We start from the raw sequence: 17,281 nt of genomic DNA, 5'->3' as shown, positions 1-17,281 counted from the left end.
CTAACGCATCTCCGGAGAAAAATAATGGCTAACTCTGTGCAGTCGACGCGCTCGGCTTACATAAAATTAAGTCTGTTTGTATTCCTGTTTACCTTTACCTGGGCGGCCAGTTTTGGTCTGTATGCTATCTGGCTGGGAGATAAAGCCGGGCTGGATGGTGTGGAAATCGGCACGGTGTTTGCTGTAAACGGCGTTTTTGCGGTAGTTATCAAACCTGTTTACGGTTACATCATGGATAAAATGGGCATGAAAAAACATCTGCTTTATTTTGTCTGTTTCGTTTCGGCCCTGATGGCACCCTTTTTCATCTGGTGTTACCTGCCGCTATTACAAACGCATTTTATCAGCGGGATGATCGTCGGCGCGCTATTTTTCAGCCTCGGTTGGTATGCGGGCGTGGCGGCGGAGGAGTCCTATGTTGACCGTTTCAGCCGTCTGTACGCGATGGAGTTTGGCCGGATACGCATGTGGGCGGCGCTGGGCTGGGCAACAGCGTCGTCATTCTCCGGTTATCTCTACAATATATCCCCCAAAATAAACTTTGTTACCAGTAGCGTCTCCGCACTGTGCATGTTTGCGGTTCTGTTGACGCTGAAAGTTGATCACTTTGGCCAGGAAGAGAATAACGTCCTGTCGAAAGAGAAGATTGTGATTGGTGATGTGTTCGAGCTGTTACGTAATAAAAAATTCTGGACCTTTGCGCTGTATATCGCGGGAGTGGCATGGATGATGTTTATTGCCGAGCAACAGTTCTCTCGCTATTTCGTCACTTTCTTCAGCACTAAAGAAGAAGGTAATGCCATGTTTGGCTATATGAGTACCGCGCAGTCGGCCGCTGAGTTTTTCGGCATGATGCTGGTGCCTGCCATTATTAACCGCATTGGCGCCAAGCAGGGGATGATCCTGACCGGTCTGGTGATTAGCTTACGTTTGATTATCTCCGGACTAACTAACGATCCGCTGATCATCTGTCTGGTTAAACCATTATATGGAATTGAAATCGCCCTAATTCTGGTTTCAGTCTTCAAATATATTGCCGAGCATTTCGATAAACGCGTTAACGCCACGATGTATCTGCTGGGCTATCAGGCCATGATTTACGTCGGTTCAATTGTCGTGGCGCCGCCTGCTGGCTATGCCTACCAAAAAATTGGTTTTGAGCATACCTATCTGATTATGGGCGTGGTTGCCCTGGTATTTACCGGGATCTCTGCCTTCACGCTTTCTACTTGCTATCAACATAAAAAAAATATTGCAGCCCCTGTCCATGGGCAAGAAGCCACCCATTAAAGTAAAGAAAACGAGAGAATTATGTCTGCAACTATTCGTAAAGAACCGATCGTTCCTGTTGTCCTGCGAAGCGGCGAACGCGCTGCTATTGCGCAGAAGATTCGCCGTGCTTTACCGGTAATTTTATCTGCTATCGATCGTAACAGCGTTTATTTTGGCTCGCGTTTTCCCGATGCGGCATGTGAGGACGGGCGTTATCCAATTATTGATAATCAGGAATGGACTACCAGTTTCTGGACTGGCCAACTGTGGCTGGCATGGGAATGGACGCGTAATGATGCCTATCGTACGTTGGCCGAACAACATGTTCGTTCTTTTGGCGAACGTATTGCCAGACGGGATCATACTAATCACCACGATCTGGGTTTTCTGTACAGCCTTTCCTGCATAGCGGCTAATAAACTGACCGGCAATCGCGAGGCAGCTTATATCGCGCAGCAGGCAGCAGAAGTGCTGATGGAACGCTATCACGAGAAATGCGGCATTATTCAGGCGTGGGGCGAACTGGATAATCCAGAGCAGCAGGGCAGGATGATTATAGACTGCAATATGAATCTGCCATTACTGTATCAGGCCAGCGCCAGCACCGGCGATCCACGTTATGCAGAAGCGGCAAAAAATCATATTGAGCAGGCACGACGTTATATTGTGCGCGAGGACGGTTCGACGTTCCATACGTACTATATGGATGTTCACACCGGGGAACCGCGATTTGGCAATACTCATCAGGGTTTTTCTGATGATTCCTGCTGGTCGCGTGGGCAGGCATGGGGCGTTTATGGCTTTTTGCTGAATTATCTCTATACCGGAGATGAACGACTACTGGAACTGAGTCAGACGCTGGCAAATTACTTTATAAATCGTTTACCGGAAGATCTTATTTGTTATTGGGATTTGGCACTCACCGATCCCCATAGTGAAAGGGATAGCTCAGCCAGCGCAATACTTGCCTGTGCCTTGCTGGAGTTGGTTAAGCAGCTCCCGGCGACTCATCCAGATCGTGAAAGCTACGAAGCGCTGGCATTACGAATGATTGCGCGAATGCTTGATGACTATCTCAATACTGTGCATAAAGCAGGCGAAGGATTATTACAGCACTCTGTATATTATTTTAAAGGTAATGTTGGCGTCGATGAATGCTGTGCGTGGGGTGATTATTTTCTGATGGAAGCATTGACCCGCGCAACATCCTGCTGGAATAGCTACTGGTAATATACCGCTCCCCCAGTTTAATAAATATGCTATTGGTTTAGCAGGGGGAGCTTTTATCTCTGTACGGCGAGGAAAGTATAATGAAAAGCAATAATATTAAGAAGGCCATATTAATGGCTATATTGGTCATGCCCTCAACTGGCGCTTTGGCTGCGGAAAATAATACGACAACGGTCCCTCAGGTAAAATCAACTCCTTTTACGACGGTTTATTTTGCGCCGCGTACGCAGTATCGTACAGCCAGCAAAGGTTTTTTACAGCGACTGATGTTAACCGGCGTGGTACAGGATCCTGACTCAATTTTCAGCAAAATGTACTGGAGTTTTGAAACCGATGCCGATCTAGGAAAAAACATGGATCAGTGGAAAAGCAGCTATCAGGAAGCTGAGTTTAACAAACCTTTTGCGCTGGGTGAGAGTGACTTCTGGCTTGAGCCTGGCGTGGTGTTTCACTGGGAGTCTGCCGGTTCACGCGTTGATCCTTATATCGGGATTGGCTATCATTTTGATCCGACGCTGGGTGCGGTTTTACGCTATCGCTATAACCACCAAAACCATGACAGCGAAACATTGCAAGGCGACTGGGATGATTCTTCGGAACACCGTGTCGATATTTATTTAACCAAATATTTTACGCCAAACTTCTGGGTGCAATACAATCCGACGTATTACAGTAAAACTCATGGCGATAAATTTGAGTATGCTAATGGCAAGAATCATACCCTGCAGCATAACTTTGTATTTAATTTCCATGCTACGCCACGTTTTTATCCGTTTTTTGAATTAGGCTATCTTGATAAATATAAAGATGGTAATGATACAAAAAATGAATATCAAATCAGGGTAGGGTTTAAATATAACTTAAACTGATCCGGGTTTATGAGGGGAATTATTTTGGCGCATGCACCGAAATAAATCGCGCCACTGCCGGACCAGTCAATAATATACTGAATAGCCGCAGGGTTTGCATCGCCATGATCAGCGCCATATCGGCGTGGCTTCCTGCGGCAATCACCGCGACAGAATCCACGCCACCTGGACTGGTCGCCAGATAGGCAGTGAGAAAATCAATCTGCATGTAATGCGCCAGTCCCCAGGCCATCGCGGCGCAGATCGCCATCAGTGAAAAAATGGACAACAGGATCTGCGGCAAAGGGCGCAGCGCCATTAAAAAGATCTGCTTATCAAAGCCGAGGCCGATTTGCCAGCCGATGGACATATAGGCTATTGCCAGTAGCCACTCCGGCAGCTCGATCACCATCACCCCACCGGCATTTAACAGTGCACCAGCCAGCATCGGGAGCAACATGACGCCAGAGGGAATGCGCAGTAAACGCCCGGCTATTCCGGCAATAGCAGCCAACAAGATGGTGCTGAACAGATTGCCGCTCAGCGGTGGGAACCAGACGATTTGCTCGCTGACCGTTTGGGCCTGTTCACCCATTACCAGTCGGGTGACCAGCGCCGCAGCGCCAACCACTAATAATACCCGCAGATACTGCATAAACGCCACCAGACGGATGTCGGCACCATAATCCTGCGCCATCGCGACCATGGCCGCTGCACCGCCCGGTGATGAGCCCCATGCACCGGTGTTCCCCGGTAGACTACTGTAGCGAACAAGCAGCCAGCCGATTACCGCGCTGCTGACAAGGGTTGCTATCAGGATAACCATCACCATCGGCCAGTGGGCCGCAAGGGTTGTAAAGATTGAGCCAGTCAGGTTTTGGGCAATCATGCAACCGAGGATCGCTTGGGCACCAAGAAACGTGAAGCGGGGAGGGCGCAATGAGATGCCGCGCAGACTGAAAATGATACCGACGATCATCGAACCGAGCAGCAAGGGTCCAGGAAGATGGATAAACAGAAAGAACAGGGAAAGAAGGAGTGATAGCAGAAACAACAGGCTCCACTGCAAAACAGGCATCCCGTGCTCCTGAGTTATATGTTGCGTTTAACGTGTTGATACAGCATAGAGAAAAAGTCCGCTGAAAAAAATATCAAGTATCAATAAAAACGGACTAACCGGTGATCGGGTATTGATGCCTGTTATCTGAATAAATCATCGACAGCATCATTCCATGCATGCCCAAAGACAGACCATTCCTGACTGATTGTAGGTGGAAAACCGCTCCGGCAGTATCCATTTTTAGATTCAAAATCAAAGACACCGTGTGGGTAACCATTTATTAGCAACACACATTTCTTACTGTCTTCTGACCAACCGATCTTCACATCTGATGGGATATGCCCATCTGACACATCTTCTGCATTGTAAATATGCAGTGCATCTTTGATAGGATTTCCGTCTGCTGATTCATCAAATGCATAGAAGTACCCTGTTTGGCCATCATCTTCAAATACAGCAGTGTAAGAACCTTCTGGGGCCAAACTTTCTATTACCTGCTTTTCACCGACGATGAGTTGAGTTTGAACAGTGACCGTTATTGTCATTTTAATTTCCCTGGATGTATAAAACTACGTTGTTCTGAAATTGATATTGATGATTTAAGTGCTTGATTTGGAATGTTTAGATTAATTGTTTAAATGATGGGCGTCCCTGGAACTTACGCCATCTTTTGATTTCATCAATGACGCCTTGCAGGCTGTCTTCTCGGTCATCTGGGGGATAAAAAATCAAACCATTACCTTCCGGATGATCCACTATTTTATCGAAATGATCGACTAATGAGTCGATGTAATATTCACGGTCTATTTCTCCCAGGTAGCGTGGGTTTGTGGAGAATTCATATGAATTCAGCTTCGGTGTAGTCTTCGAGTTTTTGCTTAAGATGATTCATATATTCACTGTTTTAATAAATTTCTTTGCAGAACTTATTTAGAATCTTTAAATAACTCTAAGCCATGAGATGCTCTCCATTTTTTTATTTCCCTGAATATTCCCAAGGGTGAACATTCAATCTCATCTGGTGTATTAAAAATCAGTCCATTACCAAGTGGATGCTGGGTGACTTTGACTACATGTAGTTGTAGATCATCGATAAATTTACCAAAATCCTTGGCATTTAGCCCATGTTTATTCTCAAAAAAGTTAGATAGCAGAGCAATGAACTCTGACTCAGTGTAATCGCTTATGGTTTTTTCATTATCTATTAGCATTTTTATGTATTCCTATATGTAAGCGAGGAGTAGTAATGTTTATATTATCCATATTAAAAACTTCTCCGCCATGCTGGATTTCTTCTACGTGATGAAGTTCAAAAGTCGTTCTGCCGCCTACCTGCTCTGAAGGAATAGGATATGGTGCCAACCCCATTCTTATCAGGGTTTGGTTAGATGGTTTAAAATCCTTCATAAGCTCAGGGCATTCTGACACCGCAAGCCAGAATTCTTCTCTGAAATGGTCAAAGTTGCGAAATGTTCTTCCTCGCAGCTTATCCGCCACCTGTGCAGGTATCGGCGCTCCCAGCCCAGAACTGGCGGCCTCAAGCCAACGACCATTTCCGGATAAAATTTCACCGTGGCCGGTTGCTGTACCGGGGTCGTCCCGGGCTGTTTTCAGGTATACATATATCGGCTGAATGCCTGAATCGGCCGGAAAAATCAGAATATAATCGTTAAAATCGGCGACATCCGGCACAAGGAACGGTGGCGTGGTGTATTCGTTTTTGCCATCCGGGATGGGTGTTACCAGAATGGTTGGCTGATCCAGCGGTGGAACATCGTTTCCAGTATGTTCAGGTACATCACCCGTCGCAGGATTTTCCGGCGTCCATGTGATTAACGGCCCGTCTGCGTCGTGGGCAGGCGTAAATTCATAGCGATGATGTTCATCGTTCCACAGCATATTCGCAACGCGCATGTTTTCGTACGGAGTACCTTCGCCGGTATGCACGCCGTAGACTTGCGATTTACCGTGAATGTCGGTTCCCCAGAAAAAACGAACCCGGGTTGTGGCAGTGCCACCTACCAGCGCCTTTTTCCGTAGTTCTTCTTCATACCAGAACTCATCGCGTCCGGGAACGCGTGCACTGTCCGTACCCGCGGACGGAATATACAGCGCGGAAGCCAACGCGCCGATATAAGGAACGCCGCGTGCGGCGCTGAGCATGCCACTGAGTGACCACTCGCCCCACACCTGCGTCAGCCCACCTAAGATCGGCAGCGCGGCCGAGGCTTCTGCGGGCTGTGCATATCCGCAACAATCATCGACGGAAGATTGTGCGAAAACCGCCATCTGTCCGAAGTTTTCAGCCGATTCTTCACGGCTCCCCGCGTCTGTACAGCCTTTTTCTTTCAGACAGGATTTAGCATAGACCGGCGTAACTGCTGGAATGTGTGGTGCAGGGGGAGAAGGGCGTTTCACTATGGGTTTTATCGTACTGACCGGCTGAGGGCGGGGTGGTATAAACAAACGGTTGTACTCAGCAGGCAATGCCAGGTAGTCAAACTCAGTGTTGGCAATCAGGTGTTTGCAAAGAATATAGTCATACGATACTGCAATTTCTTCGGTATCCAGCTCGTTTAGGGCCACATAGGTTTGTATGCTTTTTACCGATGCATTTCTTAATTGAATATAATAGTAGCGTTCCCATCTACCAAATCTGTTTATTCTCCATAAATCAATTTCAATAAACAGACGTTCATTATTATTGATGGCGTTAATCAATAATGGTGTGCTTTTATCAATTAGTTTTGTGAAGTTCAGTAGCTGGGTATTAATACCAGAATCAGTATTAGCTAATCCATTCGAAAGTGAAAAAGCAAAAATCTCATCAGGATGGTTTTTCTGCCAGCGATTTCCTACAGATGCGTAAGTGCCACAGCCGGAAGAAATATTTCCTTGTTGTTCACCTGTTATCTTCAGGTAAATAAGATCGCCCATGCCATTTAATCCAGAGGTGTATTTTATAAGACCGAATTAAATAGCTAATAAATTTAAAAATCAAATAATGCATTGGCGATTAATGCTATATAAAAGGGGGGCATGTCTGAAATGTATTATGGGACGAATTAGCTGATGAGAATAATATTGATGAGATGAATGCGATAATTTGAGCAGGGTCTGAGAAAAGCCACCGGAATTACCCGGTGGCCTGAACAATTAACGCTTAATATCAGATTTAAAATCGCGCTTGTCGTAGCCGGTGTACAGCTGACGCGGACGGGCGATTTTCATGCCGTCGGTGTGCATTTCGTTCCAGTGTGCAATCCAGCCAACGGTACGCGCCATGGCGAAAATAACGGTGAACATAGAAGACGGAATACCCATCGCTTTCAGAATGATGCCGGAGTAGAAGTCTACGTTCGGGTAGAGTTTCTTCTCAATGAAGTACGGGTCGTTGAGCGCAATGTGCTCAAGCTCCATAGCCACTTCCAGCAGATCATCTTTGGTGCCCAGTTCTTTCAGCACTTCGTGACAGGTTTCACGCATCACGGTGGCGCGTGGGTCATAGTTTTTATAAACACGGTGACCAAAGCCCATCAGGCGGAAAGAATCATTCTTGTCTTTCGCGCGGCGAACAAATTCTGGAATGTGTTTAACGGAGCTGATTTCTTCCAGCATTTTCAGTGCAGCTTCGTTTGCACCGCCGTGTGCCGGTCCCCACAGGGAAGCAATACCGGCTGCAATGCAGGCAAACGGGTTAGCGCCAGACGAACCCGCGGTACGTACGGTAGACGTCGAGGCGTTCTGTTCGTGGTCGGCGTGCAGGATCAAGATACGGTCCATTGCGCGTTCCAGAATCGGGTTTACTTCATATTTTTCGCACGGCGTGGAGAACATCATGTTCAGGAAGTTACCGGCGTAAGAGAGATCATTACGCGGGTACACGAACGGCTGTCCGATGGAGTATTTGTAGCACATCGCGGCCATGGTCGGCATTTTGGACAGCAGACGGAAAGCGGCGATTTCGCGGTGACGCGGATTATTCACATCCAGCGAATCGTGGTAGAACGCAGCCAGCGCACCAGTAACACCGCACATAACGGCCATCGGGTGAGAGTCGCGGCGGAAACCGTGGAACAGACGGGTGATCTGCTCGTGGATCATGGTATGGCGAGTGACCGTAGTTTTGAACCCGTCGTACTCTTCCTGCGTCGGTTTTTCGCCGTACAGCAGGATATAACACACTTCCAGATAGTTGGACTCGGTCGCCAACTGGTCAATCGGGAAGCCGCGATGCAGCAAAATACCTTCGTCACCATCGATGAACGTAATTTTGGATTCGCAGGATGCGGTAGAGGTAAAACCTGGATCAAAAGTGAACATCCCTTTTGATCCGAGACTACGAATATCAATAACATCTTGACCGAGCGTACCTTTCAGCACATCCAGTTCAATAGCAGTATCACCATTTAGAGTGATTTTTGCTTTAGTATCAGCCATTTACGGTCTCCTTAGCGCCTTATTGCTTAAGACTGCCGGAACTCACATTTGCTTTCGTACATCAATGAACCGTTACCAGTTTGTTATTTGGCTCGCCGCTCTGCGAAAGAGGGGATGACCTGGGTACAGAGCTATGGGCGCTTGCAGGTAAAACGGTCTTTTCATGGCGAATAAACTGCAAATCAAGAACTTAGCAATCCGAATTATTAAACCTGTCTATCACTAATAACTGTCCTGACGGTATTGGTCAATACTTCCACACTGTTGCATAACTAAATCTCCGGTGAAAGAGTGACCCCATAACTTTTACGCATTATATGCTTTTTCTGGTGTCGTTTGTAACAACTTTGTTTAATGATTGTCAAATCAGATGATTAAAAATTAAAATAATGTTGTTATCGTGACCTATGTCACTGTTCGGGATAAAACCCGACAAACTATATGTAGGTTAATTGTAATGATTTTGTGAACGTCCTATACTGCCGCCAGGTCTCCGGAATACCCTGCAATCCCGAGCCAACCAGCGTTGTAACGTGTCGTTTTAGCATCTGGAAGCAGTGTTTTATATGACGCGTAGTTATAGTAAGGACGCTGTCTGACCCGCACGCAGACCGGAGGAAGGAAATCCCGTCGTCTTTCAGGCTACAGGTGTCTTCATCTTCTGTACCCGAAGTCCAAAGGGAATAATAAGAACAGCATGTGGGCGTTATTCATGATAAGAAATGTGAAAAAACAAAGACCTGTCAATCTGGATCTGCAAACGATCCGGTTCCCAATCACGGCGATAGCGTCCATTCTCCATCGCGTATCCGGAGTGATCACCTTCGTGGCGGTCGGGATTCTGTTGTGGTTATTGGGTACCAGCCTTTCCTCCCCTGAAGGTTTCCTCGCGGCGTCATCCATTATGAATAACTTCTTTGTGGAGTTAATTCTGTGGGGGATCCTGATTGCGCTGGCATATCACGCCGTAATGGGCATTCGCCATCTGTTGATGGATTTTGGCTATATCGAAGAAACCCTCGAAGCAGGGACACGCTCCGCCAAAATTTGTTTCGTTATCATTGTCGTGCTTTCACTTCTCGCAGGAGTCCTCGTATGGTAAGCAACGCCTCCGCATTAGGACGCAACGGCGTACATGACTTCATTCTGGTTCGTGCTACCGCTATCGTTCTGACGTTATACATCATCTATATGGTCGGCTTCTTCGCCACCAGCGGCGAGCTGACGTTTGAAGTCTGGACCGGTTTCTTCTCATCGGCATTCACCAAAGTCTTCACCCTGCTGGCGCTTTTTTCCATCTTGATTCATGCCTGGATCGGCATGTGGCAGGTGTTGACCGACTACGTTAAACCTCTGGCTGTGCGCCTGATTCTGCAACTGGCTATCGTCGTTGCGCTGGTGGTTTACGTCATTTATGGATTTGTTGTGGTGTGGGGTGTGTAATGAAACTGCCAGTCAGAGAATTTGATGCTGTTGTGATTGGTGCCGGCGGCGCAGGTATGCGCGCGGCGCTGCAAATTTCCCAGAGCGGTCAGACCTGTGCGCTGCTCTCCAAGGTGTTCCCAACCCGTTCCCATACCGTATCTGCGCAAGGTGGTATCACCGTTGCGCTCGGTAATACCCATGAAGATAACTGGGAATGGCACATGTACGATACCGTAAAAGGGTCGGACTACATTGGTGATCAGGACGCTATTGAATATATGTGTAAGACCGGTCCGGAAGCGATTCTGGAGCTGGATCACATGGGGCTGCCGTTCTCTCGCCTTGATAATGGCACCATTTATCAACGTCCGTTTGGCGGCCAGTCGAAGAACTTCGGCGGTGAGCAGGCGGCACGTACCGCAGCCGCGGCAGACCGTACCGGTCATGCGCTGTTGCACACGCTGTATCAGCAGAACCTGAAAAACCATACCACCATCTTCTCAGAATGGTATGCGCTGGATCTGGTTAAAAATGCCGATGGCGCGATTGTCGGTTGTACCGCGCTGTGTATCGAAACCGGTGAAGTCGTTTACTTCAAAGCTCGCGCAACCGTGCTGGCGACTGGTGGTGCTGGCCGTATTTATCAGTCCACTACTAATGCCCACATCAACACCGGTGACGGCGTTGGTATGGCTATCCGCGCCGGTGTTCCGGTGCAGGATATGGAGATGTGGCAGTTCCACCCAACCGGTATCGCCGGTGCGGGTGTTCTGGTCACAGAAGGCTGCCGTGGTGAAGGTGGCTACCTGCTGAATAAACACGGCGAGCGCTTTATGGAGCGTTATGCGCCAAATGCGAAAGACCTGGCGGGTCGTGACGTGGTGGCGCGTTCCATCATGATCGAAATCCGTGAAGGTCGCGGCTGCGACGGCCCATGGGGCCCGCACGCCAAGCTGAAACTTGACCACCTGGGTAAAGAAGTACTGGAATCCCGTCTGCCGGGCATTCTCGAGCTGTCTCGCACCTTCGCTCACGTTGATCCGGTGAAAGAGCCGATCCCGGTTATCCCAACCTGCCACTATATGATGGGCGGTATTCCGACCAAAGTAACCGGCCAGGCGTTGACCGTAAACGAGCAGGGCGAAGATGTGGTGATCCCTGGATTGTTTGCCGTCGGTGAAATTGCCTGTGTATCGGTTCATGGTGCAAACCGTCTGGGCGGCAACTCGCTGCTGGACCTGGTGGTGTTTGGTCGTGCGGTGGGGCTGCATCTGCAAGAGTCTATCGCCGAGCAGGGCGACCTGCTGGATGCGACCGAAGATGAAATCGATGCTTCTCTGGCGCGCCTGAATCGCTGGAACGGCAACCGCAACGGTGAAGACCCGGTGGCGATTCGCAAAGCGCTGCAGGAATGTATGCAGCACAACTTCTCGGTATTCCGCGAAGGCGATGCGATGGCGAAAGGTCTGGAAGAGCTGAAAGCGATTCGCGAGCGTCTGAAAAATGCCCGTCTGGACGATACCTCCAGCGAGTTCAACACCCAGCGTGTTGAGTGCCTGGAACTGGATAACCTGATGGAGACCGCGTACGCCACCGCAGTATCTGCAAACTTCCGTACCGAAAGCCGTGGCGCGCATAGCCGCTTCGACTTCCCGGAACGTGATGATGAAAACTGGCTGTGCCATTCCCTGTACCTGCCAGAGTCGGAATCCATGACGCGACGTCAAGTCAATATGGAACCGAAGCTGCGCCCGGCATTCCCGCCGAAGATTCGTACTTATTAATGCGGAGACAGGACAATGAAACTCGAGTTTTCAGTTTATCGCTATAACCCGGATGTTGACGACGCTCCGCGCATGCAGGATTACACCCTGGAGGCGGAAGAAGGGCGCGACATGATGCTGCTGGATGCGTTGATGCAGCTGAAAGAAAAAGACCCATCGCTGTCGTTCCGCCGCTCCTGCCGTGAAGGGGTCTGCGGCTCCGACGGTCTGAATATGAACGGCAAAAATGGACTGGCCTGTATCACACCTATTTCTGCGCTGAATCAGCCGGGCAAGAAAATTGTCATTCGCCCGCTGCCGGGCTTACCGGTTGTGCGCGATTTGGTGGTAGACATGGGGCAATTCTACGCACAGTATGAGAAGATTAAGCCTTACTTGTTGAATAATGGGAAAAATCCGCCGGCTCGTGAGCATTTACAAATGCCTGAGCAGCGTGAGAAGCTCGATGGGCTGTATGAATGTATTTTGTGTGCATGCTGCTCAACGTCCTGCCCATCGTTCTGGTGGAACCCGGACAAGTTTATTGGCCCGGCAGGCCTGCTGGCCGCGTATCGCTTCTTAATTGATAGTCGCGATACCGAGACCGACAGCCGCCTGGAAGGTTTAAGTGATGCTTTCAGCGTATTCCGCTGCCATAGCATCATGAACTGCGTCAGTGTATGTCCTAAAGGGCTGAACCCGACGCGTGCCATCGGCCATATTAAGTCGATGCTGCTCAAACGTAGTGCATAAATAGTTGTTGCCGGGGAAGTGATTCCCCGGTAGTGCAGGAAACCTCTAAAAACTGCCACATTGATAGCAATAATCGCAGCCTGAACAGCGAAGATTATTAGACAGTTTTTAAAGGTTCCTTAGCGGACGCAGAAAACACGACAGTCCGCAACAAGTGAACCCCGGCACGCACATCGGTGTGCGTGGTAGTATCCACGGCGAAATACTCGTCATAGATCACGTTGCATGTGCGTTGGCTGCACTTGCTCACCCTGGTCACTTACTGGATGTAAGCTCCCAGGGATTCGCAAGCTTGCCGCCTTCCTGAAACGTGATCTATTTAGAGTATTAAATAAGCAGAAAAGATGCTTAAGGGATCACGATGCAGAACAGCGCTTTGAAAGCCTGGTTGGACTCTTCTTACCTCTCTGGTTCAAACCAGAGCTGGATAGAACAGCTCTATGAAGACTTCTTAACCGACCCTGACTCGGTAGATGCTAACTGGCGTTCGACGTTCCAGCAGTTACCTGGTACCGGAGTCAAACCGGATCAACTCCACTCAAAAACACGTGATTATTTCCGTCGGCAGGCGTTGATTACCCCACGTTACTCTTCTTCTATTTCCGATCCTGATGCCAATGTGAAGCAGGTTAAAGTCCTGCAGCTCATTAACGCCTACCGTTTCCGCGGTCATCAGCATGCGAATCTCGATCCGCTGGGACTGTGGCAGCAAGAAAATGTGGCCGATCTGGATCCGTCCTTCCACGATCTGACCGATGCGGATTTCCAGGAAAGCTTTAACGTAGGTTCTTTTGCCGGCGGCAAAGACACGATGAAGCTGAGCGACCTGGTTGTCGCGTTGAAACAAACCTACTGCGGCCCGATTGGCGCCGAGTATATGCACATTACCAGCACTGAAGAAAAACGCTGGCTTCAACAGCGTATCGAGTCTGGCCGCGCCGCGTTCAGTAGTGAAGAGAAGAAACGCTTCCTCAGCGAACTGACCGCTGCGGAAGGTTTGGAACGCTACCTGGGCGCGAAGTTCCCGGGAGCGAAACGCTTCTCGTTGGAAGGCGGGGATGCGTTAATCCCAATGCTCAAAGAGATGATCCGCCACGCCGGCAACAGTGGTACCCGTGAAGTGGTGCTGGGTATGGCGCACCGTGGCCGTCTGAACGTGCTGGTCAACGTGTTGGGTAAAAAACCGCAGGACCTGTTCGACGAGTTCGCTGGCAAACATAAAGAACACCTCGGTACCGGCGACGTGAAGTATCACATGGGCTTCTCGTCGGATATCGAAACCGAAGGCGGTCTGGTTCACCTGGCGCTGGCGTTTAACCCGTCGCACCTGGAAATCGTTAGCCCGGTGGTTATCGGTTCCGTGCGCGCGCGTCTGGATCGTCTGGACGAGCCAAGCAGCAACAAGGTACTGCCAATCACCATCCACGGCGATGCGGCGGTAACCGGGCAGGGCGTGGTTCAGGAAACCCTGAACATGTCGAAAGCGCGTGGTTACGAAGTGGGCGGTACCGTTCGCATCGTGATCAACAACCAGGTGGGCTTTACTACCTCTAACCCGCTGGATGCGCGTTCTACTCCGTACTGCACCGACATCGGTAAGATGGTTCAGGCGCCAATCTTCCACGTTAACGCGGATGACCCGGAAGCGGTCGCTTTTGTGACGCGTCTGGCGCTGGACTTCCGTAATACCTTCAAACGCGATGTGTTCATCGATCTGGTGTGCTACCGCCGTCATGGCCACAACGAAGCCGACGAGCCGAGTGCAACTCAGCCGCTGATGTATCAGAAAATCAAAAAGCATCCGACCCCGCGTAAAATCTACGCTGACAAGCTGGAAGCGGATAAAGTCGCCACGCTGGAAGATGCGACCGAAATGGTCAATCTGTATCGTGACGCGCTGGATGCTGGCGAGTGCGTCGTGAAAGAGTGGCGTCCAATGAACATGCACTCCTTCACCTGGTCGCCGTACCTCAACCACGAGTGGGACGAAAGCTACCCGAACAAGGTAGAAATGAAGCGTCTGCAGGAGCTGGCAAAACGCATCAGTACCGTGCCTGAAGCCGTTGAAATGCAGTCGCGCGTTGCCAAAATTTACGGTGACCGTCAGGCCATGGCCGCAGGCGAGAAGCTGTTCGACTGGGGTGGGGCAGAGAATCTGGCTTATGCCACGCTGGTTGACGAAGGCATCCCAGTTCGTCTGTCGGGTGAAGACTCCGGTCGTGGAACCTTCTTCCACCGTCACGCAGTGATCCATAACCAGGCGAACGGTTCAACCTACACGCCGCTGCAGCATGTGCATAACGGCCAGGGCACGTTCCGCGTATGGGACTCCGTGCTGTCTGAAGAAGCCGTGCTGGCGTTCGAGTATGGTTATGCCACAGCAGAACCGCGTACGCTGACCATCTGGGAAGCGCAGTTTGGCGACTTTGCCAACGGTGCGCAGGTGGTGATTGACCAGTTCATCTCTTCCGGCGAGCAGAAGTGGGGCCGTATGTGCGGTCTGGTTATGCTGCTACCACACGGCTATGAAGGTCAGGGCCCGGAGCACTCCTCCGCACGTCTGGAACGTTATTTGCAACTTTGCGCTGAGCAAAACATGCAGGTTTGCGTCCCGTCCACCCCGGCACAGGTCTACCACATGCTGCGTCGTCAGGCACTGCGCGGGATGCGTCGTCCGCTGGTGGTGATGTCACCGAAGTCGCTGCTGCGGCATCCGCTGGCAGTGTCCACGCTGGACGAACTGGCAAATGGCACCTTCCTGCCAGCCATTGGCGAAGTAGATGAACTTGATCCGAAAGGCGTGAAGCGTGTCGTGATGTGTTCTGGTAAGGTTTATTACGACCTGCTGGAGCAACGCCGCAAGAACGACCAAAAAGATGTTGCCATTGTGCGCATCGAACAGCTCTATCCGTTCCCGCATAAAGCGGTGCAGGAAGCGCTGAAACCGTTTGCTCATGTACATGATTTTGTCTGGTGCCAGGAAGAGCCGCTCAACCAGGGCGCATGGTACTGCAGCCAGCATCATTTCCGTGAAGTAATTCCATTTGGGTCCGCTCTGCGTTATGCAGGTCGCCCGGCCTCTGCCTCCCCGGCAGTAGGATATATGTCTGTTCACCAGAAGCAGCAACAAGATCTGGTTAATGACGCGCTGAACGTCGATTAAATAAAGGATAAATAATGAGTAGCGTAGATATTCTTGTTCCCGACCTGCCTGAATCCGTAGCGGATGCAACGGTTGCAACCTGGCACAAAAAACCGGGCGATGCAGTACGTCGTGATGAAGTACTGGTAGAAATCGAAACTGACAAAGTGGTACTGGAAGTACCGGCATCAGCGGACGGTATTCTTGATGCGGTTCTGGAAGATGAAGGGACAACCGTCACTTCTCGCCAGATCCTTGGTCGCCTGCGTGAAGGCAACAGCACCGGTAAAGAGACCAGTGCCAAGTCTGAAGAGAAAGATTCTACTCCTGCACAGCGCCAACAGGCGTCTCTTGCTGAGCAGAACAACGATGCCCTGAGCCCGGCGATCCGTCGCCTGCTGGGTGAGCATAACCTCGAAGCCAACGCCATTAACGGCACCGGCGTCGGTGGTCGTATCACACGTGAAGATGTTGAAAAACATCTGGCCAAAGCACCGGCGGCGAAAGCAGAATCCAAAGCGCCAGCCGCTGCACCTGCGTCACAGGCTCAACTTGGCGCGCGTGGTGAAAAACGTGTTCCGATGACCCGTCTGCGCAAACGCGTGGCTGAGCGTCTGCTGGAAGCGAAAAATTCCACCGCGATGCTGACCACATTTAACGAAGTCAACATGAAGCCAATCATGGATCTGCGTAAGCAGTACGGTGACGCGTTTGAGAAACGCCACGGTATCCGTCTGGGCTTTATGTCTTTCTACGTGAAAGCGGTGGTTGAAGCGCTGAAACGCTATCCGGAAGTCAACGCGTCCATCGATGGTGATGACGTGGTATACCACAACTACTTTGATGTCAGCATGGCGGTCTCCACGCCACGTGGTCTGGTAACGCCGGTTCTGCGCGATGTGGATCTGCTGGGTATGGCGGACATCGAGAAAAATATTAAAGAACTGGCAGTTAAAGGTCGCGACGGCAAGCTGACGGTGGAAGATCTGACGGGCGGTAACTTCACCATTACTAACGGTGGTGTATTCGGTTCCCTGATGTCTACGCCGATCATCAACCCACCGCAGAGCGCCATCCTGGGTATGCATGCCATCAAAGATCGTCCGATGGCCGTAGACGGTAAGGTTGAAATCCTGCCGATGATGTATCTGGCGCTGTCTTATGACCACCGTCTGATCGATGGTCGTGAGTCAGTCGGCTTCCTGGTAACCATTAAAGAGTTGCTGGAAGATCCAACGCGTCTGCTGCTGGACGTGTAGTTAATAAGAGTATCACCTGCCCCGTAGGCCTGGACGCTTATCAGGCCTACGGGTAAAAGATAACGATTACCTGAAGGATGGACAGAACA

General features: G+C 50.1%; 16 protein-coding genes. 9 read left to right on the top strand and 7 right to left on the bottom strand.

The genetic code is table 11. The annotated features are described in order from the left end of the window. Positions 1 to 24: 24 nt before the first annotated feature. From ACU8YC_RS09865 to ACU8YC_RS09855, 3 genes are all read left to right on the top strand, one after another. Positions 25 to 1,290 (top strand): oligosaccharide MFS transporter, encoded by a 1,266-nt coding sequence (locus tag ACU8YC_RS09865; RefSeq protein WP_446895297.1) that lies wholly within the window; start codon positions 25 to 27, stop codon positions 1,288 to 1,290. A 21-nt stretch (positions 1,291 to 1,311) separates the two neighbouring features. After that, positions 1,312 to 2,502, top strand: coding sequence for a glycoside hydrolase family 88 protein (locus ACU8YC_RS09860; RefSeq protein WP_151219545.1), 1,191 nt, complete (start codon positions 1,312 to 1,314; stop codon positions 2,500 to 2,502). Between the two features lie 80 nt (positions 2,503 to 2,582). Beyond that, the gene (locus ACU8YC_RS09855) at positions 2,583 to 3,371 is read left to right on the top strand and encodes an oligogalacturonate-specific porin KdgM family protein (protein ID WP_151219546.1); all 789 of its coding nucleotides are present in this window, start codon (positions 2,583 to 2,585) and stop codon (positions 3,369 to 3,371) included. A gap of 19 nt (positions 3,372 to 3,390) precedes the next feature. On the opposite strand, the gene ACU8YC_RS09850 is transcribed toward ACU8YC_RS09855, so the two are convergent. The 7 genes from ACU8YC_RS09850 to ACU8YC_RS09820 form a co-directional block, all read right to left on the bottom strand. Continuing rightward, positions 3,391 to 4,428, bottom strand: a complete 1,038-nt coding sequence (locus ACU8YC_RS09850) for an AbrB family transcriptional regulator (RefSeq protein ID WP_151219547.1) — start codon at positions 4,426 to 4,428, stop codon at positions 3,391 to 3,393. A 122-nt stretch (positions 4,429 to 4,550) separates the two neighbouring features. Next, positions 4,551 to 4,955, bottom strand: a complete 405-nt coding sequence (locus ACU8YC_RS09845; RefSeq protein WP_187259442.1) for a DUF2251 domain-containing protein — start codon at positions 4,953 to 4,955, stop codon at positions 4,551 to 4,553. Between the two features lie 76 nt (positions 4,956 to 5,031). Continuing rightward, a complete protein-coding gene (locus ACU8YC_RS09840; protein ID WP_255588270.1) occupies positions 5,032 to 5,166 on the bottom strand; it encodes a bacteriocin immunity protein in 135 nt (44 codons plus the stop codon). 170 nt (positions 5,167 to 5,336) lie between these two features. Next, positions 5,337 to 5,621 carry a bacteriocin immunity protein gene (locus ACU8YC_RS09835; RefSeq protein ID WP_151224955.1) on the bottom strand — a complete coding sequence of 95 codons (285 nt, stop codon included), beginning with the start codon at positions 5,619 to 5,621 and terminating at the stop codon, positions 5,337 to 5,339. After that, entirely contained in the window at positions 5,608 to 7,347 is a 1,740-nt protein-coding gene (gene tssD / locus ACU8YC_RS09830; protein ID WP_446895296.1) for a type VI secretion system tube protein TssD, read from the bottom strand. Before tssD ends, ACU8YC_RS09835 begins: the two co-directional genes overlap by 14 nt. A 219-nt stretch (positions 7,348 to 7,566) precedes the next feature. Further along, complete coding sequence (locus tag ACU8YC_RS09825) at positions 7,567 to 8,850, bottom strand: citrate synthase (RefSeq protein WP_446895295.1); 1,284 nt, start codon at positions 8,848 to 8,850, stop codon at positions 7,567 to 7,569. 206 nt (positions 8,851 to 9,056) lie between these two features. Beyond that, complete coding sequence (locus tag ACU8YC_RS09820; RefSeq protein ID WP_418135082.1) at positions 9,057 to 9,110, bottom strand: hypothetical protein; 54 nt, start codon at positions 9,108 to 9,110, stop codon at positions 9,057 to 9,059. A 437-nt stretch (positions 9,111 to 9,547) separates the two neighbouring features. On the opposite strand from ACU8YC_RS09820, the gene sdhC reads away from it, so the two are divergent. The 6 genes from sdhC to odhB all read left to right on the top strand — a co-directional run bounded on the left by sdhC (position 9,548) and on the right by odhB (position 17,192). Next, the gene (gene sdhC, locus ACU8YC_RS09815) at positions 9,548 to 9,952 is read left to right on the top strand and encodes a succinate dehydrogenase cytochrome b556 subunit (protein WP_016152282.1); all 405 of its coding nucleotides are present in this window, start codon (positions 9,548 to 9,550) and stop codon (positions 9,950 to 9,952) included. Beyond that, a complete protein-coding gene (gene sdhD, locus ACU8YC_RS09810) occupies positions 9,946 to 10,293 on the top strand; it encodes a succinate dehydrogenase membrane anchor subunit (protein ID WP_005122550.1) in 348 nt (115 codons plus the stop codon). Before sdhC ends, sdhD begins: the two co-directional genes overlap by 7 nt. Then, positions 10,293 to 12,059 carry a succinate dehydrogenase flavoprotein subunit gene (gene sdhA / locus ACU8YC_RS09805; protein WP_003022919.1) on the top strand — a complete coding sequence of 589 codons (1,767 nt, stop codon included), beginning with the start codon at positions 10,293 to 10,295 and terminating at the stop codon, positions 12,057 to 12,059. Before sdhD ends, sdhA begins: the two co-directional genes overlap by 1 nt. Before the next feature lie 15 nt (positions 12,060 to 12,074). Then, complete coding sequence (gene sdhB, locus ACU8YC_RS09800) at positions 12,075 to 12,791, top strand: succinate dehydrogenase iron-sulfur subunit SdhB (RefSeq protein WP_003022921.1); 717 nt, start codon at positions 12,075 to 12,077, stop codon at positions 12,789 to 12,791. Positions 12,792 to 13,152: 361 nt separating this feature from the next. Beyond that, complete coding sequence (gene sucA / locus ACU8YC_RS09795; protein ID WP_151224956.1) at positions 13,153 to 15,954, top strand: 2-oxoglutarate dehydrogenase E1 component; 2,802 nt, start codon at positions 13,153 to 13,155, stop codon at positions 15,952 to 15,954. A gap of 14 nt (positions 15,955 to 15,968) precedes the next feature. Further along, positions 15,969 to 17,192: a 2-oxoglutarate dehydrogenase complex dihydrolipoyllysine-residue succinyltransferase gene (gene odhB / locus ACU8YC_RS09790; RefSeq protein WP_210904835.1), complete on the top strand. Its 1,224-nt coding sequence runs from the start codon at positions 15,969 to 15,971 to the stop codon at positions 17,190 to 17,192. Positions 17,193 to 17,281: the final 89 nt, after the last annotated feature.

The sequence above is a fragment of the Citrobacter sp. VF227 genome, assembly GCF_052950715.1.
The sequence above is the reverse complement of the archived record's forward strand: the minus strand, read 5'-3'. Positions and strand labels throughout refer to the sequence as shown.

Bases quoted from the DNA above. Each gene is read 5' to 3' on its own strand.
- ACU8YC_RS09865 (WP_446895297.1), top strand. From the start codon at position 25: ATGGCTAACTCTGTGCAGTCGACGCGCTCGGCTTACATAAAATTAAGT.
- ACU8YC_RS09855 (WP_151219546.1), top strand. From the start codon at position 2,583: ATGAAAAGCAATAATATTAAGAAGGCCATATTAATGGCTATATTGGTC.
- ACU8YC_RS09845 (WP_187259442.1), bottom strand. From the start codon at position 4,955: ATGACAATAACGGTCACTGTTCAAACTCAACTCATCGTCGGTGAAAAG.
- ACU8YC_RS09835 (WP_151224955.1), bottom strand. From the start codon at position 5,621: ATGCTAATAGATAATGAAAAAACCATAAGCGATTACACTGAGTCAGAG.
- odhB (WP_210904835.1), top strand. From the start codon at position 15,969: ATGAGTAGCGTAGATATTCTTGTTCCCGACCTGCCTGAATCCGTAGCG.
- ACU8YC_RS09860 (WP_151219545.1), top strand. From the start codon at position 1,312: ATGTCTGCAACTATTCGTAAAGAACCGATCGTTCCTGTTGTCCTGCGA.
- sdhD (WP_005122550.1), top strand. From the start codon at position 9,946: ATGGTAAGCAACGCCTCCGCATTAGGACGCAACGGCGTACATGACTTC.
- sdhC (WP_016152282.1), top strand. From the start codon at position 9,548: ATGTGGGCGTTATTCATGATAAGAAATGTGAAAAAACAAAGACCTGTC.
- sdhB (WP_003022921.1), top strand. From the start codon at position 12,075: ATGAAACTCGAGTTTTCAGTTTATCGCTATAACCCGGATGTTGACGAC.
- ACU8YC_RS09850 (WP_151219547.1), bottom strand. From the start codon at position 4,428: ATGCCTGTTTTGCAGTGGAGCCTGTTGTTTCTGCTATCACTCCTTCTT.
- sdhA (WP_003022919.1), top strand. From the start codon at position 10,293: ATGAAACTGCCAGTCAGAGAATTTGATGCTGTTGTGATTGGTGCCGGC.
- tssD (WP_446895296.1), bottom strand. From the start codon at position 7,347: ATGGGCGATCTTATTTACCTGAAGATAACAGGTGAACAACAAGGAAAT.
- sucA (WP_151224956.1), top strand. From the start codon at position 13,153: ATGCAGAACAGCGCTTTGAAAGCCTGGTTGGACTCTTCTTACCTCTCT.
- ACU8YC_RS09825 (WP_446895295.1), bottom strand. From the start codon at position 8,850: ATGGCTGATACTAAAGCAAAAATCACTCTAAATGGTGATACTGCTATT.